The organism is Phaeovulum veldkampii DSM 11550 (assembly GCF_003034995.1).
Taxonomy (GTDB): Bacteria; Pseudomonadota; Alphaproteobacteria; order Rhodobacterales; family Rhodobacteraceae; genus Phaeovulum; species Phaeovulum veldkampii.
Window position 1 is genome coordinate 1 of record NZ_PZKF01000031.1, and the last position, 16935, is coordinate 16935.

Here is a 16935-nt window from a genome sequence, read left to right on the forward strand (position 1 = left end):
GAGGTGTTGTAAAGCCGGATATAGCCGAAGACGATGACAATGGCCGGAATGACCAGCGGTAACAGCGTGATGAACTCGATATAGGGCCGCAGGCGCGGCAGTTTCAGCCGCACCCAATAGGCAGTAGGCACCACCAGAAACACGCCAAAGACGATCGTGACCAGCGCCATCAGCACTGAATAGCTGAAGGTGTCCTGAAATCGCGGGTCGGCCAGCACCTTGGCGTAGGCGTCGAACGAATATTCGCCGCGCCGCATCTTCAGCGAAAACTCCACCGTGGCGAGCAGCGGCAGGAAAAAGTAGATCAGCCCGAGCGCCAGCGCGAGCCATGACAGGATGCGGGTCATTTCACCCACCTTTCGCTGCGCACCCGCAGCCAGATGTAAAGCCCGTTGGCAATACCCGTGACCACGATCATGCCGAAGGCGAGCGCATAGCCCAGATGCGGGTCTTGCAGCACGTCGCCGCGGATTTGCGCGAACAGAACGATCGGCACGATCGACATGGATGAGCCGGTCAGCGCATAGGCCGTGGCCACCGCGCCGAAGGCATTGGCGAACAAGAGCGCGAATGTGCCCAGCAGAGACGGAAACAGGATCGGCAGCGCCACCATGCGCCAGTATTGCAGCCCCGAGGCGCCCAGAATCTGCGCCGCCTCGCGCCATTCGCGCTTCAGCCCGTCCAGCGCGGGGGTGATTATCAGGATCATCAGCGGGATCTGAAAAAACAGATAGGTCAGCGTCAGGCCCCAGAATGACAACAGGTTGAAGCCCATCGCGTAGATGTTGATGCCAAACCAGTTTTTCAGCAGCACGGTGACAAGGCCCAGCCGCCCCAGCGTGGCCAGAAACGCAAAGGCCAGCGGCACGCCGGCGAAGTTGGAGGCGACGCCGGAAAAGGTCAGCAGCGGTCCGCGGACCCACCTGGGCAGGCCACCCAGCGTCACCGCGGCGGCGACGGCAAAGCCGATCAGGCAGCCCAAGGCCGCCGAGGCCAGCGAAATCTTGATGGAAATCAGGTAATAGGCCGGGATCGCGCCCTGAAACAGCCGCGCCACATTATCCAGTGTAAAATCGCCAGAGGGGGTGCGGAACGCGCCCAGAACGATGTTCATCGTGGGCAAGATCAGGAACAGCAGCGCAAAGCCTGCAAAGGGCAGGATGCCCAGCCAGCTGAACGCCATCCGGGGCCGCAGGGCGGCGGGGGTGGGGGTCGTCATGCGGTCGCGTCCGTCCCGTTGGGTCTTTTGTGATTGGCCCGCCCCGGCCTTGACCGGGGCGGACAGTGTCAGGTCCGGTTACTGGACGTTGGCGCCGACAACGGCATCCCAGCCGCCGGTGACGGCTTCCTTGTTGGCGCCCTGTTCTTCCAGCGTCGGGAAATAGGCTGCCTCATAGCTTTCGGCCGGGGGCAGCGCCGCCAGCAGATCGGCCGGGATCTTGCCCGCCGCAGCCATCGCGTTGAAGCGCGCCGGGTGGCAATAGCCCTTCAGCCAGCCCAGTTGGCCTTCGTCCGAATAGAGGTATTCCATCCAGAGTTTCGCCGCGTTCGGATGCGGCGCATAGGCCGAGATCGCCTGCACATAGACGCCTGCAAGAACGCCCGATTTCGGCACCACCACATCAACCGGCGGGTTGCCCGCCAGCGTGTCGCGTGCCGACAGGGCGTTATAGTCCCACATCACCACGATAGGCGTGGCGCCCTGCGCCAGCGTGCCGGCCTTGCCGATCACGGGGACAAAGTTGCCCGCCTTGTTCATTTCGGCAAAGTAGTCGAGCCCCTTGGCGCCCGACTCCGCGCCCGCCGCACCGCCGTTTGCCATGCCAGCGGCCAGCACCGCCAGAATCGCCTGGTTCGAGGCGCGCGGGTCGCCCGCCAGCGCGACCGCGTTGGCATATTCGGGTTTCAGCAGGTCGGCCCAGTCGGTCGGGGTTTCGGCCACGATGTCCTTGTTCACCATGAACGACATCACGCCGTAATAGTCGCCATACCAGTAGCCGTCGGCATCCTTGACCTCGGCGGGGATTTCGTCCCAGGTGGCGACTTTGTAGGGCTGGATCAGCCCTTCATCCTTGGCGGCGGGGCCGAACGACAGGCCCACGTCGATCACGTCGGGCGCTTGTGGGCCCTTGTTGTCCTTGTTGGCGCGGATCGCCTCCAGTTCATCGGCCGAGCCCGCATCGGGGTTCAACTCGTTCACGGTGATTTCGGGATACTTTGCCTTGAACCCCGCGATCACGTCGCCGTAGCCGCACCAGTCATGCGGCAGTGCGATGGTGGTCAGCATGCCTTCGGCCTTGGCCGCGGCTTCCAGCGCGGCCAGATCCTGGGCCTGGACCATCGCGGTCGAGGCCATCAGCGCGGCAGCGCCGGCAAGCCAGTGCATCGGTTTCATCGTCATGTCGGAACGTCTCCCCGTTTCTTGGAGGTCAGGCCCGGATTGGGCACCTGACCGCAATAAGCGCGTTTTGTGACACGTCTGCGACGTGGCGCCCCTGCAACAGCCAGCTTTGCCCCGAATCGGCGCAAGCGCAACAAATCTGTTACAATTCCGTTGCGGTGCCCGATGCCCCTACGCGCCCCAGGTCCGCTCCAACAGTGCCAGCCAGTTGCGATGCGCGATCTTTTCGATCAGATCGCGGCCATAGCCATGCGCCTCCAGTGCCGCCAGCAGCCGCGGCAGCCCTTCCGCATCGGCAAGATCGGCGGGCAGGGTGGCGCCGTCGAAATCAGACCCAAGACCAAGGTGATCCTCGCCCAGCACCGACAGGAGGTGATCAAGATGGCGCAGAACCGGATCCCATCCCGCGAACGGGCGGCGGCGACCGTCGGGCGACAGGAACGAGGTGGCATAGTTCAGCCCCACCATGCCGCCGCTGTCGCGGATCATCGCCAGTTGCCGGTCGGTCAGGTTGCGCGACGAGGGGGTGACGGCATGGGCGTTGGAATGGGTGGCGACCAGCGGCGCGGTGCTGAGCCGGGCCACGTCGTCAAAGCCGTTTTCGTTCAGATGGCTCAGGTCCACCATGATTTTCAGCGTGTTGCATTCGGCAATCAGCCGCTTGCCCGCCTCGGTCAGGCCCGCGCCGGTGTCGGGGCCAGAGGGGTAGGCAAAGGGCACCCCATTGCCAAAGGCCGTGGGCCGCGACCAGACCGGGCCAAGGCTGCGCAGCCCCATCGCATGCCACAGATGCAACGCATCCAGATCGGGGTCGATCATCTCGGCGCCCTCGAAATGCATGACCGCAGCGATCTGGCCTGCCGCCATCGCGGCGCGAATTTCAGCCACGCTGCGGCAGATTGTCAGCGCGCCGGTGCGCTCCATCCAGAACAGATGCCCCGCCATGGTCATCGCCACCGCCTGCGCGCGCTCCAGCGGGATCGGGTCGGGCAGCGGCAGGAGGTAGGGCGGGGCGTCCATCAGCGCCTCATAGTTGATGCCGTCACCCGCCTCGGGCGAGGGGATGTAGATCGCGAAAAAGCCCCCCGCAAACCCGCCCGCCTTCATTCGCGGCAGGTCAAGATGCCCCCTGCCGTCGCCGGTCAGCCAGATGTCGTCGCGTCGCGCCGGGTTGGCCATCAGGCGCAGCAGAAAATCGTTATGGCCATCGAAAACTGGAATCATTCTTGCCCCCTTGCAATGGGCCGAGCCTGCCAGAATGCCCAAAGGGATGCGAGGGGTGATCGGGGCTTTTCCACGCTGCACGCCCGCGCTATCGCTGGTGCAAACGGAGGCGGCCGATGAAACTGTTGCGCTATGGCCCGAAGGGGCAGGAAAAACCGGGGATGCTGGATGCGGGCGGCCGGGTCCGCGACCTGTCGCGCCGGGTGCCCGATATCGCGGGCGCGGCGCTGCATCCCGACGCGCTGGCGCTGCTGGCCACGATCGACCCCGAAATCCTGCCGCTGGTGCCTGGCACGCCGCAGGCCGACCTGCGGCTGGGGCCTTGCGTCGGGGGCGTGGGCAAGTTCGTCTGCATCGGGCTGAACTACGCCGACCACGCCGCCGAGGCGGGTCTGCCGGTGCCTGCCGAGCCTGTGGTTTTCGCCAAATGGACATCGGCCATCGCGGGGCCGGATGACGACCTGACGCTGCCGCGCGGATCGGTGAAAACCGACTGGGAGGTGGAACTGGGCGTGGTGATCGGCAAGCCCGGCAGCTATATCGACCGCGACGAGGCGCTGGGCCATGTCGCGGGCTATTGCGTGGTGAACGACATTTCCGAACGCGAATACCAGACCGAACGCGGCGGAACATGGGACAAGGGCAAGGGCTGCGACGGTTTCGGCCCGATCGGCCCCTGGCTTGTCACCCCCGACGAGGTGCCCGACCCGCAGGCGTTGCGCTTGTGGCTGGAGGTGGACGGCGTCCGTCGGCAGGATGGCACGACCGCCACCATGGTCTTCGGCGTGGCCGAGATCATTGCCTACATTAGTCAGTTCATGTCGTTGCAGCCCGGCGATGTGATTTCCACCGGCACCCCGCCGGGGGTAGGCATGGGGCACAAGCCGCCGGTGTTCTTGCGGGCGGGTCAGGTGATGCGGCTGGGGATTGCGGGGCTGGGCAGCCAGAGCCAGCGCGTTCTGTCCCCCGCGGTCTGATTTGCTGGACAGCCCCGCGCGCGCTGAACATAGTGCGCCAACCGCGCCGATCAGGGAGATATCGCGATGGTCCGTTCCCGTCTTGTTGCCGGCCTCGCCGCATCGGTGCTGGCCTTTGGGCTGGCGATGCCCGCTGCGGCGCAAGAGGTGGTGCTGAAGCTGCATCAGTTCCTGCCTGCCCAAAGTTTCGTGCCCGCCAACATCCTCGACCCCTGGGCCGACCGGATCGAGGCCGAGTCGCAGGGCCGCATCCGCATCGAGCGGTTCCCCGCGATGCAACTGGGCGGCAAGCCCGCCGATCTGGTCGATCAGATGCAGGATGGTGTGGTCGATATCGTCTGGACGCTGCCGGGCTATACGCCGGGCCGCTTTCCGCGGACCGAGGTGTTCGAGCTGCCCTTCATGGTGCGCGATGCCGAGGGCGCCAGCCGCGCCTTCTGGCAGCTGGCGCAAAGCGACATGCGAGACGCCGATTTCAAGGATATGCACCTGCTGGGCGCCTGGGTTCACGGCCCCGGCGTGATCCATTCGGCCCGGCCCGTGGCGCGGCTGGAGGATATGGCGGGGCTGAAGCTGCGTGCCCCCTCGCGCGCCACCACAAGGCTGTTGGAACAGTTGGGCGCGGTCGCCGTGGGGATGCCGGTTCCCGCGGTTCCCGAGGCGATGTCGAAAGGCGTGATCGACGGGGCGCTGCTGCCGTGGGAGGTGACAAGCTCGATCAAGGTACAGGAACTGGTTGGCCATCACACCGAGTTTCCGGGCCGGGGTGTCTATGTGGCCACCTTCATTCTGGCGATGAACAAGGATGTCTATGAGGGCCTGCCCCAAGACCTGCGCGCGGTGATCGATGCGGCTTCGGGCGAAGGGTTTTCGGCGCAGGCGGGGCGGCTGCAACAGGGGGCGGATGCCCCGCAGCGGCAGGTCGCGGCCGACCGCGGCAATGCCATCGTGACGCTGGACGCAGCCGAGGCGGCCCGCTGGGAAACCGCTGCCGCCCCGGTGACAGCCGCCTGGGTGGCCGAACTGGAGGCCGCCGGGATCGACGGGCAGGCGCTGTTGGACAAGGCGCGCGGCCTGCTGGCGCAGAACGCAAACTGAGTGGGGCGCATGGACCGGCTGATCCGGCAGATCGCGCGCCTTTCGGCGCTGGCGGGGGGCGTGGTGCTGCTGGCGCTGGTCGGCATGATCTGCGCCAGCGTTCTGGGCAATGCGACGCTGAAACTGGCGCAGATGGCCTGGGTTCAATCGACCTTGCCGGGTCTTGCCGAGGGGATGCGGGCTGCCGGGATCGGGCCGATCCGGGCCAGCTATGAACTGGTCGAAATCGGCGTGGCCTTTGTGATCTTTGCCTTCCTGCCCTGGGTGCAGATCACCCGCGGCCATGCCATGGTCGAGGTTTTTACCGCGCGCCTGCCGGCTCGCGCCGATGCCGCGCTGGCCGCGCTGTGGGAGGTGCTGATGGCCGCTGCCATGGTCCTGATCGCCTGGCGGCTGTATGCAGGCATGCTGGGCAAGGTGAAGAATGCCGAGACGACCTTTCTGATGCAGATCCCGCTGTGGTGGGCCTATGCCGCTTGTCTGGTCGCCGCCTGCCTTGCGGCGCTGGTCACGCTATGGGCGACCGTCGCCGCGCTGCGCCGCGCCGCGAGGGCCTGGGCATGAGTGATCTGGGTCTGGGCTTTTTGTCGTTCCCGGTGCTTCTGGCGCTGATCTTTGCCCGCGCTCCGATTGGCCTTGCGATGCTGATCTGCGGGGCGGGGGGGCTGACGCTGCTGACCGGCAGCCCTAACATTGTGCTGGCCAAGCTGAAGACCGAAACCTTTTCGACCTTCTCGAATTACAATCTGTCGATCATCCCTATGTTTCTGCTGATGGGCCAGTTCGCCACCCTGGGCGGCATGAGCCGGGCGCTGTTTCGCGCCGCGGGCGCCTTTGTCGGGCATCTGAAAGGCGGGCTGGCGATGGCTGCGGTGGGGGCCTGCGCGGGGTTCGGGGCGATCTGCGGGTCGTCGCTGGCCACGGCGGCCACGATGGGGCAGGTCGCGCTGCCCGAATTGCGGCGGGCGGGCTATTCGGGCGGGCTGTCCACCGCGACGCTGGCGGCGGGGGGCACGCTGGGCATTCTGATACCGCCCTCGGTCGTGCTGGTGATCTATGCCATTCTGGCTGAACAGAACATCGCCAAGCTGTTTCTGGCGGCCTTTGTGCCGGGCATCCTGGCGGCGCTGGGCTATGCGCTGGCCATCGCGCTTTACGTTCGCCGCCACCCCGAGGCCGCGGGCAGCGCGCCGGCGCTGCCGCTGCGCGCCCGGTTTGCCGCGCTGCTGCCGGTCTGGCCGGTGATTGTGGTCTTCGGGCTGGTGGTGGGCGGCATCTATGGCGGCTGGTTCACGCCGACCGAAGGCGCCGCGGTGGGGGCTGCGGGCACCGGGCTGATCGCCTGGGCCACCGGCGGCATGAGCTGGCGCGGGGTGCAGGATGCGATCCTGGAGACCGCGCGCACCTCGGCGATGATCTTTTTCATCATCCTCGGGGCGGCCTCCTACAATTCCTTCCTGGCATTTACCAGAGTGCCGCAGGAATTGTCGTCCTTTGTGGTGGGGCAGGGCTTCAGCCCCTGGGCGGTGCTGTGGCTCATCTTGCTGGTCTACCTGATCCTTGGCTGCCTGATGGACAGCCTGTCGATGATCTTGCTGACGATCCCGATCTTTTTTCCGGTAATCATGGGGCTTGATTTCGGCATGACACCCGAGGCCACCGCGATCTGGTTCGGCATCCTCGTGCTGATCGTGGTCGAGGTCGGGCTGATCACGCCGCCGGTGGGGATGAACCTGTTCGTTATCGCCGCGATGAACCGTGATGTGCCGATCTCTGCCACCTATGGGGCGGTGCTGTGGTTCGTGGCGGCAGACCTGATCCGCGTGGCGCTGCTGGTGGCCTTTCCGGCAATTGTGCTGGTCCTGATCTAGCCCCCATGATCGCGTTGTGATCTGAGTGGGTCGGCGGCCTCTCCCGCGGCATTCTCCGTTCGAGGGTTGCGCCAGATTGGCTGGCGGCCTGCGCCTCAAAAATGGGGGAGAGACCGGATACAGGACAGCATGTTCATCGGGCTGGATGTCCGTAAGGCGACGATTTCGGTGGCAGTGGCGCACGGCGAGCGTGGTGGAGAGGCCCGCCACCGGGGAACGCTGCCGCACCGGCCCGAACATGTGCGCAAGCTGGTGGAGAAGCTGGCCGCAGGGGGTGGCGGCTGCATTTCTGCTCCGAAGCGGGTCCGTGCAGATACGGCCTGCACCGCCAGTTGGTCGAGATGGGGCATGACTGCATCGTCGTGGCCCCTTTGTTGATCCCGGTGAAGGCGGGCGACCGGCTGAAGGCCGACCGCCGCGATGCGGTGATGTTGGCAAAGCGGCGTCGGGCTGGCGAACTGACGGCGGTCTGGGTGCCGGATGCGGCGCTCTGCAGGCGATGCGCGATCTGGTCCGGGCACGAGCGACAGCGGTCCGGGTCGCGGGCAAGGCGCGCCCGCATCTGCAGGGGTTTTTGCTGCGGCACAGTCGGGTCTATCCCGGGAAGAAGGAGTGGACAAAGGCCTTCAGGCGCTGGCTCACGTCTCGCGCGGTCGGCACACCGTCGTCGCCGCCGCGATCCGGCAGGCCTTCGATCAGCCCGACCGCGCTCATGTGGGCGAGATCTGGCGCAAGGTCGCCGAACTGCTCCGCCCGCGTTGGCCCAAGCTGGCAGACCTCATGGACGCAAGCGAACACGATGTGCTGGCCTCAATTGGGCTCCGCCCGTTCTTGCCTCAAACTGTCCACGGGACAGTTTGCCGCTTCGCGGACCGGCGCGAACTCCCCCGACAGCACCGCACCAACCCCATCGAGCGCCTGAACAAGAAAGTGAAACGGCGCGCCGATATCGTCGGCGTTCGGGCATTCCTTCGGACCGGTGGCAGTCATGCCCTCACTCCCCAACGAGGCCTCCATCATGTGCATGATCGGCGCCGTGTTGTTCGAGCAGAACGAGGAATGGCAGACCGCCAGCCGCTAGATGATGCTCGAGGCCTTCGCCCAGATCGACAAGGAGGAGATCGACCCCATTCTCAGCATAATCACAAAAGCCGCCTGATCATGCCCTCAGGCCATCCGGGAAACTACACCACCTTGGCGGACGTGAACATGAATTCGGACCAGGCCCCCCGTTCCGCGCGCCTGAGCGATGCGGGGCTGGCCCGTCCCTGTTGGACCTGGCGCATCGGTGCAGGATGGCGCCAAGGCGGCCCTGACCGGCCTCTCTCGACCAGCGGGCGATTTGCGGTATACATCTGAGGTGCAGGTTCCACTGCGCTGTCACCGCAAGCCATTCTGGCAAAGGTTTTGCAATGTCATTGGCTCGCAGTCCTGAGACGGTTGCAGAACGGGGATGCGGGGCGCGCCCCGGATGACCACGGAGGTGACGCAATGGCGCTACAGGCACTGACCGGGGCGCGGATTTTCGACGGCACCGCGTTTCACGACAACGCGGGGCTGTTGGTCGAAGACGGCGAGATCGTGGGAATTGTGGCGCAGGCCGATGTGCCGCGCGGGGCGGTGCTGACCGCGCTGCCGGGCGGAGCCCTGTGCCCCGGTTTCATTGACGCGCAGGTCAATGGCGGGGCAGGGCGGCTGCTGAATGATGCACCCGATGCCCCGACGATGCAGATGATTGCCGGGGGGCACCGCCCGTTCGGTACCACCGGCTTGCTGCCCACGCTGATCACCGATCACCCCTTCGCCGTCACCGCCGCGATTGCCGCCGCGCGCGAAGCGGTGCGCGCTGATGGTGCGGTGCTGGGCCTGCATCTGGAAGGGCCGCATCTGGCGCCCGCGCGCAAGGGCACACATCTGGCCGAGTTGATGCACCCGCTGGGTGACGCGGCCATGGCCGAACTGCTGGCCGCCGCGCGGCATCTGCCGGTGCTGCTGCTGACGCTGGCCGCCGAACAGGTGACCCCGGCGCAGGTGCGCGCGCTGACGGCGGCGGGGGCGGTCGTCAGCATCGGCCATTCTGATTGCGACCATCGCGCCGCCGCGGCACTGTTTGCGGCCGGGGCGCGCGGCGTCACGCATCTGTTCAACGCGATGAGCGGGCTTGGCCACCGGGCGCCGGGGCTGGTGGGGGCGGCGCTGGAGGCCCCCGACGTCTGGGCCGGCATCATTGCCGACGGCCACCACGTCGATCCGCTGGCGCTGCGCATCGCGCTGCGCGCCAAGCGCGGGCCGGGGCGGCTGTTTCTGGTGACCGATGCAATGTCTCTGGTGGGCCAGCCCGGCGATCGGCTGACGCTGAATGGCCGCGAAATTCGCCGGCTGCGCGACGGGCAGGGCTGTTCGCGGCTGACGCTTGCCGATGGCACGCTGGCGGGGTCTGACCTCGACATGGCCTCGGCGCTGCGCTTTGCGGTGGCCCATCTTGAGGTGCCGCTGGCCGAGGCGTTGCGGATGGCTGCGACCTATCCGGCCGATTTCCTGGGGCTGGGTAGTCGCGGGCGGCTGCGGCCCGGTGCGCGGGCCGATCTGGTGCATCTGGACGCGGGCTTGCAGGTGTGCCGGGTCTGGATCAGGGGCCGCGTTGCCTAGCGCGGCAACAGCCGTTCGATCTGGGCGACGATTTCGGGCGACAGCGGCTCGGTTCCCGCGCGCCATGTGGCGACCACCTCGCCCTCGCCATCCAGCAGAACCTTGCTGAAGTTCCAGCGCGGGGCAAAGCCCTTTTCGGCCCGGACCCAGCCGTAGAACGGATGCGCCGCCCGGCCGCGGACATGGGTGATGTCGGTCATCGGCAGTGTCAGGTTGAAATTCACCTCGCAGAATTCCTTGACCTTCTGGGTCGAGTTATATTCCTGCGCAAAGTCGTCCGAGGGCACCGCCAGCACCACCAGCCCGCGGTCGCGGTAGCGGTCCCACAGCGCCTGAAGCGCGGAATATTGCGGGGTATAGCCGCACATCGAGGCAGTGTTGACGACCAGCACGGGTCCGCCGCGCCAGTCAGCGGTATTCAGCGTGCCGCCATCGATCGAGGGAAACTGAAACGCAGGCCCGGCCATGGCGGGGGTGGCCAGCATCAGCAGAACGGCAAAGGTTGCGGGGCGGGCGGTCATGGCGGCAGTCTCCGGTCTGACGGGGTCTTGGGCATGACATAGCGCAAAATCGGCGCAGGCAATGGCCGCCAGCACCGGATGCCCGCTCAGGTTCGGTAAAGCCTGACCCCCAGCCCGCCATGCGGCACCGGCGGGCCGGGCGGCTGAAACCGCAGGCCGGTGGCCTTGGCCAGCGCAGGCTCGCTCGTCACCAGCCCCACGCGCCAGCCTGCAAACCGGGCCAGCAGGGTCTGACCCAGGGCGGCGTAAAGGCCATAGAGCAGCTTTTTATTGCCGATCCGCGCGCCATAGGGCGGGTTCACGATCACCAGCCCCGGCGGCCCCGGCGGCGGGGTCAGGTCGCCGATCGACTGCGCCTCAAAGGTCACCAGATCGCTGATCCCGGCGCGCTCGGCATTGGCGCGGCTCATCCGGATCGCGCCGGCGTCGCGGTCATAGCCAAAGAACCGGGCGGCGGGGCGGGGGCCGGGCGGTGCGTTGCGCATCCGCTGCCAGACGGCCGGGTCAAAGCTGGCTAGCTGCTCAAAGGCGAAATGGCGCGACCGGCCGGGGTGCAGCCCCGCGGCGATCTCGGCGGCCTCGATCACGAAGGTGCCCGAGCCGCACATCGGGTCAACCACGGCCTGGCTGCCGTCATAGCCGCATTGGCGCAGGAACAGCGCCGCCAGAGTTTCGCGCATCGGTGCCTTTGACACCGCCTCCTTGTGGCCGCGCTTGTGCAGCGACTCGCCCGAGGTATCCAGGCTGATCGTGCACAGATCGTCGTCGATGCGCAGTTTGATGACCAGTTCGGCCTCGGGCGAGATCGTGGCGCCCAGTTCCTCGCGCAGCGCGGTTTCGATCCGCTGCGCGGCGGCGCCCGCGTGATAGATCCGCGAGCCTTTGCATGCCGCCTCGACCCGCAGCGGCACATCCGGTCGCAGCGTGTCGGCCCAGGGAAACTTGCGCGCGCGCTTGTCCAGTTGGGCCAGATGAAAGGCCCGGAATGCGCCGATCCGTGCCAGCACCCGGCTGGCGCCGCGCAGTTCCAGATTGGCGCGCCAGACATCGGGCCAGCCGCCCTGCAGTTCCACCCCGCCCGCAACCGGCGTGGCAGAGGCAAAGCCCAAGGCCCGCGCCTCGTCGCACAGCAGAGGTTCAAGGCCCGGCGGGGCCACGAGGAAGATATCAAAATCAGCTTGCGTGTTCATCCCGCCCGCATAGCCGGGAACGGGGGCCGGATCGACAGCTTTCTGCTGCCCGCCGGCCCGGCGCGGCGGATCGCGCGGCCTCAAGCCAGCAGGGCATAGCCCAGCCACAGCGCCGCCGCCGCGATCACGCAGGCCACCGCGACCGAGCCCAGATCCTTGGCATCGCGCGCAAATTCTGCCCAGTCTGGCGACAGTTGGTCAACCAGACATTCGATCGCGGTGTTCAGCGCCTCGACCGCGATCAGGATCAGGATCAGCACCGCGAAAACCACGATCTTCAGCGCGCCGACCCCCACCAAGGCCAGCAGCGCAAACCCCGCCGCGCCGCCCAGCAGTTCATGGCGAAACGCGGTTTCGGCCCACAATCTGCGCAGCCCCGAGGCCGAATAGCCCCCCGCAGCCAGCAGATGCCGCCCGCCGGTAATCCGCCGCGGTCGTTCGCGGCGACTGTCATTGGTCATGCGGCCCCCCTGCATCACCCCGGTGTCCGGTGGCAGCCCGCAAACAGATTCAGCCCGTCGCGCCGCGCCCCGGTCTGAATATCCATCATTCCAAGCGCGGTGTGAAACAGGTTGTCATGGCTGGCCGGCTGCCCCGCCCGCGCCGACAGGCAGGCGACATCCAGCCCGAAGGCCGATTTATAGGCCTCGGACAGCCACATCACCATTGGCACCCGCGTTTGCGTCTCGGGCGCCATGAACCACGGCGCGCCATGCAGATACAGCCCGCCCTCGCCCAGTGACTCGCCGTGGTCCGAGACATAGAGCAGCGCCGGGATCACCCGGTCCTGCGCGGCCAGCATGTCGATCGTGCTGGCCAGAACATGGTCGGTGTAGGCGATGGTATTGTCATAGGCGTTGCGAATTTCGGCATCCGTGCAACTGGTCAGTTCGGCGCTTTGGCAGGCCGGGGTAAAGCGTTCATGGGTTTTCGGGTAGCGCAGGTGGTAGGCCGGGCCATGGCTGCCGATCTGGTGCAGCACCACCACGGTATCTTTGGTCATCGTTTCGGCAAGGTCTTGCAGCGCGCCCAGAAAGATACCGTCATCGCATTCGCCGTCGTGACAGAACGCGGGGTCATTCAGCGCGATCATCTGGCGGCTGGGAACGCGGGCGGCAATATGCTTGTCGCCGGTGTTGTTGTCCCACCATTCGACATGCACCCCGGCGTGGGTCAGCACATCGAGCAGGTTTTCGCGCGCCTCGCCGCGTTCGTAGGAATAATCCGTCCGCCCGAGCTGCGAGAACATGCACGGCAGAGATACCGCGGTGGCGGTGCCGCAACTGGTCACATCGGTAAAGGCGATGACATCGCGCGCGGCCAGTTCGGGTGTGGTGTCGCGGGCATAGCCGTTCAGTCCGAAATCCTGCGCGCGGGCGGTTTCACCTGCCACGATCACCGTCAGAACGGGTTTGCTGGCGGCTTGCAACAGCGGGCCGGGTCGGGCATCACGCCCCAGCGGCGCCACGACGATTTCGCGGGATTTCTGGATCATCCGCAGATACCGCAACGCGCCTGACAGCGGTGCGCCGGGCTGATAGGCCGCCATGAGTTCCTTGTTGCCGCGCAGCACGACCGAATATGTCTTGAAATCGGTCATCAGCAGCCCGACGCACAGCGCGGCTGCCAGCCCGGCCAGCCCCGCATGGCGCAGCAGATCGCGCGCCAGCGGCTGCGGTCGCACCCGCACCCACAGCACCATGGCCGCGGGCAGCAGCCCGAACAGCGCCACATGGGTCAGGAAGGCCGGGGTAATCAGGTGTTTGGATTCGGTCACCGTAGTCGTCACCGCGTTCTGGATCATCTCGCGGTCGATCACCACGCCCAGCGTATCGACATAGAACGATGTCATCGCCGACAGGATCAGCAGCAGCACCAGAACCGGCTTTTGCAGCCAGCGAAACCCCAGCAGCGTTATGACCAGCAGTGTCAGCGCCCAGACCGATGCGCCAAAGGCCGCCAGCGTACCCAATTGCCCCTCAAACAGCCGGTAGCCGTGCTGCCAGAACGTGTCATTGCAGGCGACCATGATGAACAGTGCGACAAGGCCGTTCAGTGCGGCGGCGGACACAATCGGGCGCTGCGGAAGGCGCGGCAGACGTGCAGAAGGGGCAGGGGTTATCATGCGGCAATCCTGAAGTTGCAATTGCTTCAGATCGCGCGCCAAGCTGACAGCAGGCTGAACGCTCAGGCCGGGATCAGCGCGGCCTCGAACCCGTCGTTGCGCCCCGGCGCGGGCGACGACAGCACCAGACGCGCGCCTGCGGCCTCGGCGATCGAGGCTGCGATGGCCAGCCCCAACCCGGCGCCGCGGGCGCGGCTGCCCGCCCGCTCGAACCGGCGGGTCAGCCGGTCAAGCTGGTCTGGGGGCACCACCGGGCCTGCGTTGACCACCCGCAGGCTGGCATCGGCCCCCAGCGTCACGGCGACAGGCTGGGCGGGGTCGCCATGGGTCAGCGCGTTTTCGATCAGGTTGCGGGCCAGAATCGCAAAGGCGTCCGGGTCCAGTCGTGAGGGGGCGGCGGCTGGCAGGCTCAGCCGCAGCCGTGGCGCGCCCGCGCGGGTGAAATCGGCCACGACCAGATCAAGGATCGGCGCCAGATCGCGCGGGGCAGGGGCCAGCACAGCGCCACCCTCGGCGCGCGACAGGTCCAGCAGCTTGGCGCCCAGCCGCGCCAGCCGTTGCAATTCGGCCTCGATGGCACGGGCGCGGTCGCGCAGCGGGCCGTCGGGTGCCTCGGCGATCAGCCGCTGGGTCTGCGCCAGCGAGGCCGCGACCGGGGTGCGCAATTCATGTGCGGCATTGGCGGTAAAGTTGCGCTCGGCCTCCAGCGTGCGCGCCAGATGCGCCATCAGCCGGTTTACCGCATCGCGGATGGGCATCAGTTCGGTCTGAAGCCCGGCCGTTGTCAGCGGCGCAAGGTCGGAGGCATCGCGCCCCGCCACCTCGGCCGAGAGCGCCGCCACCGGCCGCAACCGGCAGGCGGTGAACCACAAGACCCCGAGCAGGCTGAGCGGCAGCAAGACCAGCACCGGCAAAACCAGTGCGCCTGTTGTTTCCAGCGTCGCCTCGCGCCGGTTCTCCAGCGGTTCGGCCACCTCGATCAGATAGTCGCCCGAAACGGTGCTGCTGGTATAGATGCGATGATCGGCAGTGGTGCGATAGCCAGGGCGGGGCGCGGTGGCAAAGGTCTCGGCGCGCGCATCCTGAGATTGCAGCAAGATGGCGCCATCGCGGCCCCGCACCACATAGGTCAGATATTCCTCGTGCGGTCGGACTGGCGACACCCGGCGGGCGGGTGTGTCGGGGCCGGTGTTGATGATCTCGGTCACAGCCAGCGGCAAAAGGCGTTCGGCGGTTTCTCGCAGCGCGCTGTCGAACACCTCGTCCAGCTCCTCGCGCAGGACCAGCGCCGCGCCGAGGATCGCGGCCAGCCACATCAGGCCCAGCCCCAGCACCAGACCAAAGGCCAGATCGCGGCGCAGGCTGCGTGGCGCGCTCATGGTTGGCCCAGGCGGTAGCCAAGGCCGCGGTGCGTCTCGATCACGGCGCGCCCCAGCTTTTTGCGCAGGCGGCTGACATAAACCTCGATCGTGTTGCTTTCGACCTCGGCGTTGAAAGAATAGAGCCGCTCTTCCAGAATACCTTTGGGCACGATCACGCCGGGGCGCGCCAGCAGCGCCTCGAATATCGCCCATTCCCGCTGACTGAGCGTGACCGCCCCCTGTGGCCCGGTGATCGCACGGGCGGCAAGGTTGATCTCCAGATCGCCCAAGGCCAGCCGGGGGTTTGGGTTGCCCGCATAGCGCCGCGCTACCGCGCCGATCCGGGCCGACAGTTCGGCCAGATCGAACGGCTTGATCAGATAATCGTCGGCCCCGGCATTCAGCCCCTCGATCCGCTCGGTGATCCGGTCGCGCGCGGTCAGGATGATGACGGGCACCGCCGCCCCGCGCGCGCGATAGCTGCGCAGAAAATCCAGCCCGCGCCCGTCGGGCAGCATCAGATCGAGCAGGATCAGGTCATAGGCCACGGTCTGGGTGCAGGCCTGCGCATCGGCCAGCGTCTCGACCCAGTCAGGGGTGTGGCCCTCGGCCAGGATCTGGTCGCGCACGGCGGGGCCAAGGCCCGGATCATCCTCGATCAGCAATATCCGCATCTGTGGCCTGTTGCCTCCTTGCGCCTGGCCCCGCATGTCGGCGCAAGCTGACACCCGCCTGCGCGCCCGCGCAAGCCCCGTTCGGGCGTGGGCGACCGGGGTCGGCTGTTGATCGGGCCGGGCGCGCGGCCTATAGCGTGGGCAGCATGACCAAGGCGCGCAAGATCCCCACGCATGAGCTGACCTATGCCGCGCTGTCGGACATGGTGCTGTTTGGTCATCTGGCGCCGGGGCAGCCGGTCACCATTCAGGGCCTTGTGCGCGATCTGGGCGCGGGCATGACCCCGGTGCGCGAGGCGATCCGGCGGCTGTCGTCGCAGGGCGCGCTGAAGCCGCAGGGCAACCGCCGGGTGGTGGTGCCCCGGCTGGGGCTGGCCGATCTGGACCAACTGGCCTTTGCCCGCCTGACGATCGAGCCGAAGCTGGCGGAACTGGCGCTGCCTGGGCTGACGCCCGAGGCAGTCGCGGTGCTGCGGGCGCTGGATGGCGCGGTCGATGCCGCCATCGCGGCGGGTGATGTGCCCGGCTATCTGGAGGCCAATCACCGCTTTCACTTTATGCTCTATTCGGCCTCGGGGGCGCAGGTTCTGGTCGATATCGCGCGGTCGCTGTGGCTGCGGTTCGGCCCGTCGCTGCGGGTGGTCTGTGGTGCCGCCGATACCGCCGCGCTGCCCGACCGGCACGGCGAGGCGCTGGCCGCGCTGGAGACGGGCGACGCCACGGCGCTGGCGCGCGCCATCGGCAACGACATCGCGCAGGGCATCAATCAGGTGCGTGCGGCGCTGCTGGCGGGCGCGATCTGAAAATTTGATCAAATTGCGTTGACAGCCCTCATGCCCCGCCT

16 protein-coding genes and 1 pseudogene are annotated in these 16935 nt (G+C 67.0%); 7 read left to right on the forward strand and 10 right to left on the reverse strand.

Going from position 1 to position 16935, the window contains the following annotated elements:
• From C5F46_RS12240 to C5F46_RS12255, 4 genes are all read right to left on the reverse strand, one after another.
• Positions 1 to 347: ABC transporter permease subunit (locus C5F46_RS12240; protein ID WP_459562099.1), on the reverse strand; the 347-nt coding region annotated here is incomplete at its 3' end.
• Positions 344 to 1219, reverse strand: a complete 876-nt coding sequence (locus C5F46_RS12245; protein ID WP_107325635.1) for an ABC transporter permease — start codon at positions 1217 to 1219, stop codon at positions 344 to 346. The genes C5F46_RS12240 and C5F46_RS12245, both read right to left, overlap by 4 nt.
• Positions 1220 to 1297: 78 nt before the next feature.
• The gene (locus C5F46_RS12250) at positions 1298 to 2401 is read right to left on the reverse strand and encodes an ABC transporter substrate-binding protein (protein WP_107325636.1); all 1104 of its coding nucleotides are present in this window, start codon (positions 2399 to 2401) and stop codon (positions 1298 to 1300) included.
• Positions 2402 to 2572: 171 nt separating this feature from the next.
• Positions 2573 to 3625: a dipeptidase gene (locus tag C5F46_RS12255; RefSeq protein WP_107325637.1), complete on the reverse strand. Its 1053-nt coding sequence runs from the start codon at positions 3623 to 3625 to the stop codon at positions 2573 to 2575.
• A gap of 116 nt (positions 3626 to 3741) precedes the next feature.
• Here C5F46_RS12255 and C5F46_RS12260 point away from each other — a divergent pair, with 116 nt between their 5' ends.
• From C5F46_RS12260 to nagA, 6 genes and pseudogenes are all read left to right on the forward strand, one after another.
• Positions 3742 to 4602: an ureidoglycolate lyase gene (locus C5F46_RS12260; protein ID WP_107325638.1), complete on the forward strand. Its 861-nt coding sequence runs from the start codon at positions 3742 to 3744 to the stop codon at positions 4600 to 4602.
• 66 nt (positions 4603 to 4668) lie between these two features.
• Positions 4669 to 5700 (forward strand): TRAP transporter substrate-binding protein, encoded by a 1032-nt coding sequence (locus tag C5F46_RS12265; RefSeq protein ID WP_107325639.1) that lies wholly within the window; start codon positions 4669 to 4671, stop codon positions 5698 to 5700.
• Positions 5701 to 5709: 9 nt separating this feature from the next.
• On the forward strand, positions 5710 to 6264 hold the full coding sequence (locus C5F46_RS12270; protein WP_107325640.1) for a TRAP transporter small permease subunit: 555 nt from the start codon (positions 5710 to 5712) through the stop codon (positions 6262 to 6264).
• A complete protein-coding gene (locus tag C5F46_RS12275; RefSeq protein WP_107325661.1) occupies positions 6261 to 7571 on the forward strand; it encodes a TRAP transporter large permease in 1311 nt (436 codons plus the stop codon). Before C5F46_RS12270 ends, C5F46_RS12275 begins: the two co-directional genes overlap by 4 nt.
• 630 nt (positions 7572 to 8201) lie before the next feature.
• Positions 8202 to 8730 (forward strand): annotated as a pseudogene (locus C5F46_RS17380) (transposase); the annotation flags it as partial.
• Between the two features lie 332 nt (positions 8731 to 9062).
• The gene (gene nagA, locus C5F46_RS12290) at positions 9063 to 10220 is read left to right on the forward strand and encodes an N-acetylglucosamine-6-phosphate deacetylase (RefSeq protein ID WP_107325642.1); all 1158 of its coding nucleotides are present in this window, start codon (positions 9063 to 9065) and stop codon (positions 10218 to 10220) included.
• Here nagA and C5F46_RS12295 read toward each other — a convergent pair.
• The 6 genes from C5F46_RS12295 to C5F46_RS12320 all read right to left on the reverse strand — a co-directional run bounded on the left by C5F46_RS12295 (position 10217) and on the right by C5F46_RS12320 (position 16091).
• On the reverse strand, positions 10217 to 10741 hold the full coding sequence (locus C5F46_RS12295; RefSeq protein ID WP_107325643.1) for a glutathione peroxidase: 525 nt from the start codon (positions 10739 to 10741) through the stop codon (positions 10217 to 10219). The genes nagA and C5F46_RS12295 overlap by 4 nt on opposite strands.
• A gap of 86 nt (positions 10742 to 10827) precedes the next feature.
• On the reverse strand, positions 10828 to 11931 hold the full coding sequence (locus tag C5F46_RS12300) for a THUMP domain-containing class I SAM-dependent RNA methyltransferase (RefSeq protein ID WP_107325644.1): 1104 nt from the start codon (positions 11929 to 11931) through the stop codon (positions 10828 to 10830).
• A gap of 80 nt (positions 11932 to 12011) precedes the next feature.
• Positions 12012 to 12392, reverse strand: coding sequence for a diacylglycerol kinase (locus tag C5F46_RS12305; protein ID WP_107325662.1), 381 nt, complete (start codon positions 12390 to 12392; stop codon positions 12012 to 12014).
• 14 nt (positions 12393 to 12406) lie between these two features.
• Positions 12407 to 14056 carry a phosphoethanolamine transferase gene (locus C5F46_RS12310; protein ID WP_107325663.1) on the reverse strand — a complete coding sequence of 550 codons (1650 nt, stop codon included), beginning with the start codon at positions 14054 to 14056 and terminating at the stop codon, positions 12407 to 12409.
• Positions 14057 to 14118: 62 nt separating this feature from the next.
• Positions 14119 to 15435 (reverse strand): ATP-binding protein, encoded by a 1317-nt coding sequence (locus C5F46_RS12315; RefSeq protein ID WP_107325645.1) that lies wholly within the window; start codon positions 15433 to 15435, stop codon positions 14119 to 14121.
• Complete coding sequence (locus tag C5F46_RS12320) at positions 15432 to 16091, reverse strand: response regulator (protein WP_107325646.1); 660 nt, start codon at positions 16089 to 16091, stop codon at positions 15432 to 15434. The genes C5F46_RS12315 and C5F46_RS12320 overlap by 4 nt, the downstream gene beginning before the upstream one ends.
• A 146-nt stretch (positions 16092 to 16237) precedes the next feature.
• On the opposite strand from C5F46_RS12320, the gene C5F46_RS12325 reads away from it, so the two are divergent.
• Positions 16238 to 16894: a GntR family transcriptional regulator gene (locus tag C5F46_RS12325; RefSeq protein ID WP_107325647.1), complete on the forward strand. Its 657-nt coding sequence runs from the start codon at positions 16238 to 16240 to the stop codon at positions 16892 to 16894.
• Positions 16895 to 16935 lie beyond the last annotated feature (41 nt).

Bases quoted from the DNA above. Each gene is read 5' to 3' on its own strand.
- C5F46_RS12270 (WP_107325640.1), top strand. From the start codon at position 5,710: ATGGACCGGCTGATCCGGCAGATCGCGCGCCTTTCGGCGCTGGCGGGG.
- C5F46_RS12265 (WP_107325639.1), top strand. From the start codon at position 4,669: ATGGTCCGTTCCCGTCTTGTTGCCGGCCTCGCCGCATCGGTGCTGGCC.
- C5F46_RS12245 (WP_107325635.1), bottom strand. From the start codon at position 1,219: ATGACGACCCCCACCCCCGCCGCCCTGCGGCCCCGGATGGCGTTCAGC.
- nagA (WP_107325642.1), top strand. From the start codon at position 9,063: ATGGCGCTACAGGCACTGACCGGGGCGCGGATTTTCGACGGCACCGCG.
- C5F46_RS12275 (WP_107325661.1), top strand. From the start codon at position 6,261: ATGAGTGATCTGGGTCTGGGCTTTTTGTCGTTCCCGGTGCTTCTGGCG.
- C5F46_RS12295 (WP_107325643.1), bottom strand. From the start codon at position 10,741: ATGACCGCCCGCCCCGCAACCTTTGCCGTTCTGCTGATGCTGGCCACC.
- C5F46_RS12300 (WP_107325644.1), bottom strand. From the start codon at position 11,931: ATGAACACGCAAGCTGATTTTGATATCTTCCTCGTGGCCCCGCCGGGC.
- C5F46_RS12310 (WP_107325663.1), bottom strand. From the start codon at position 14,056: ATGATAACCCCTGCCCCTTCTGCACGTCTGCCGCGCCTTCCGCAGCGC.
- C5F46_RS12250 (WP_107325636.1), bottom strand. From the start codon at position 2,401: ATGACGATGAAACCGATGCACTGGCTTGCCGGCGCTGCCGCGCTGATG.
- C5F46_RS12325 (WP_107325647.1), top strand. From the start codon at position 16,238: ATGACCAAGGCGCGCAAGATCCCCACGCATGAGCTGACCTATGCCGCG.
- C5F46_RS12260 (WP_107325638.1), top strand. From the start codon at position 3,742: ATGAAACTGTTGCGCTATGGCCCGAAGGGGCAGGAAAAACCGGGGATG.
- C5F46_RS12320 (WP_107325646.1), bottom strand. From the start codon at position 16,091: ATGCGGATATTGCTGATCGAGGATGATCCGGGCCTTGGCCCCGCCGTG.
- C5F46_RS12315 (WP_107325645.1), bottom strand. From the start codon at position 15,435: ATGAGCGCGCCACGCAGCCTGCGCCGCGATCTGGCCTTTGGTCTGGTG.
- C5F46_RS12305 (WP_107325662.1), bottom strand. From the start codon at position 12,392: ATGACCAATGACAGTCGCCGCGAACGACCGCGGCGGATTACCGGCGGG.
- C5F46_RS12255 (WP_107325637.1), bottom strand. From the start codon at position 3,625: ATGATTCCAGTTTTCGATGGCCATAACGATTTTCTGCTGCGCCTGATG.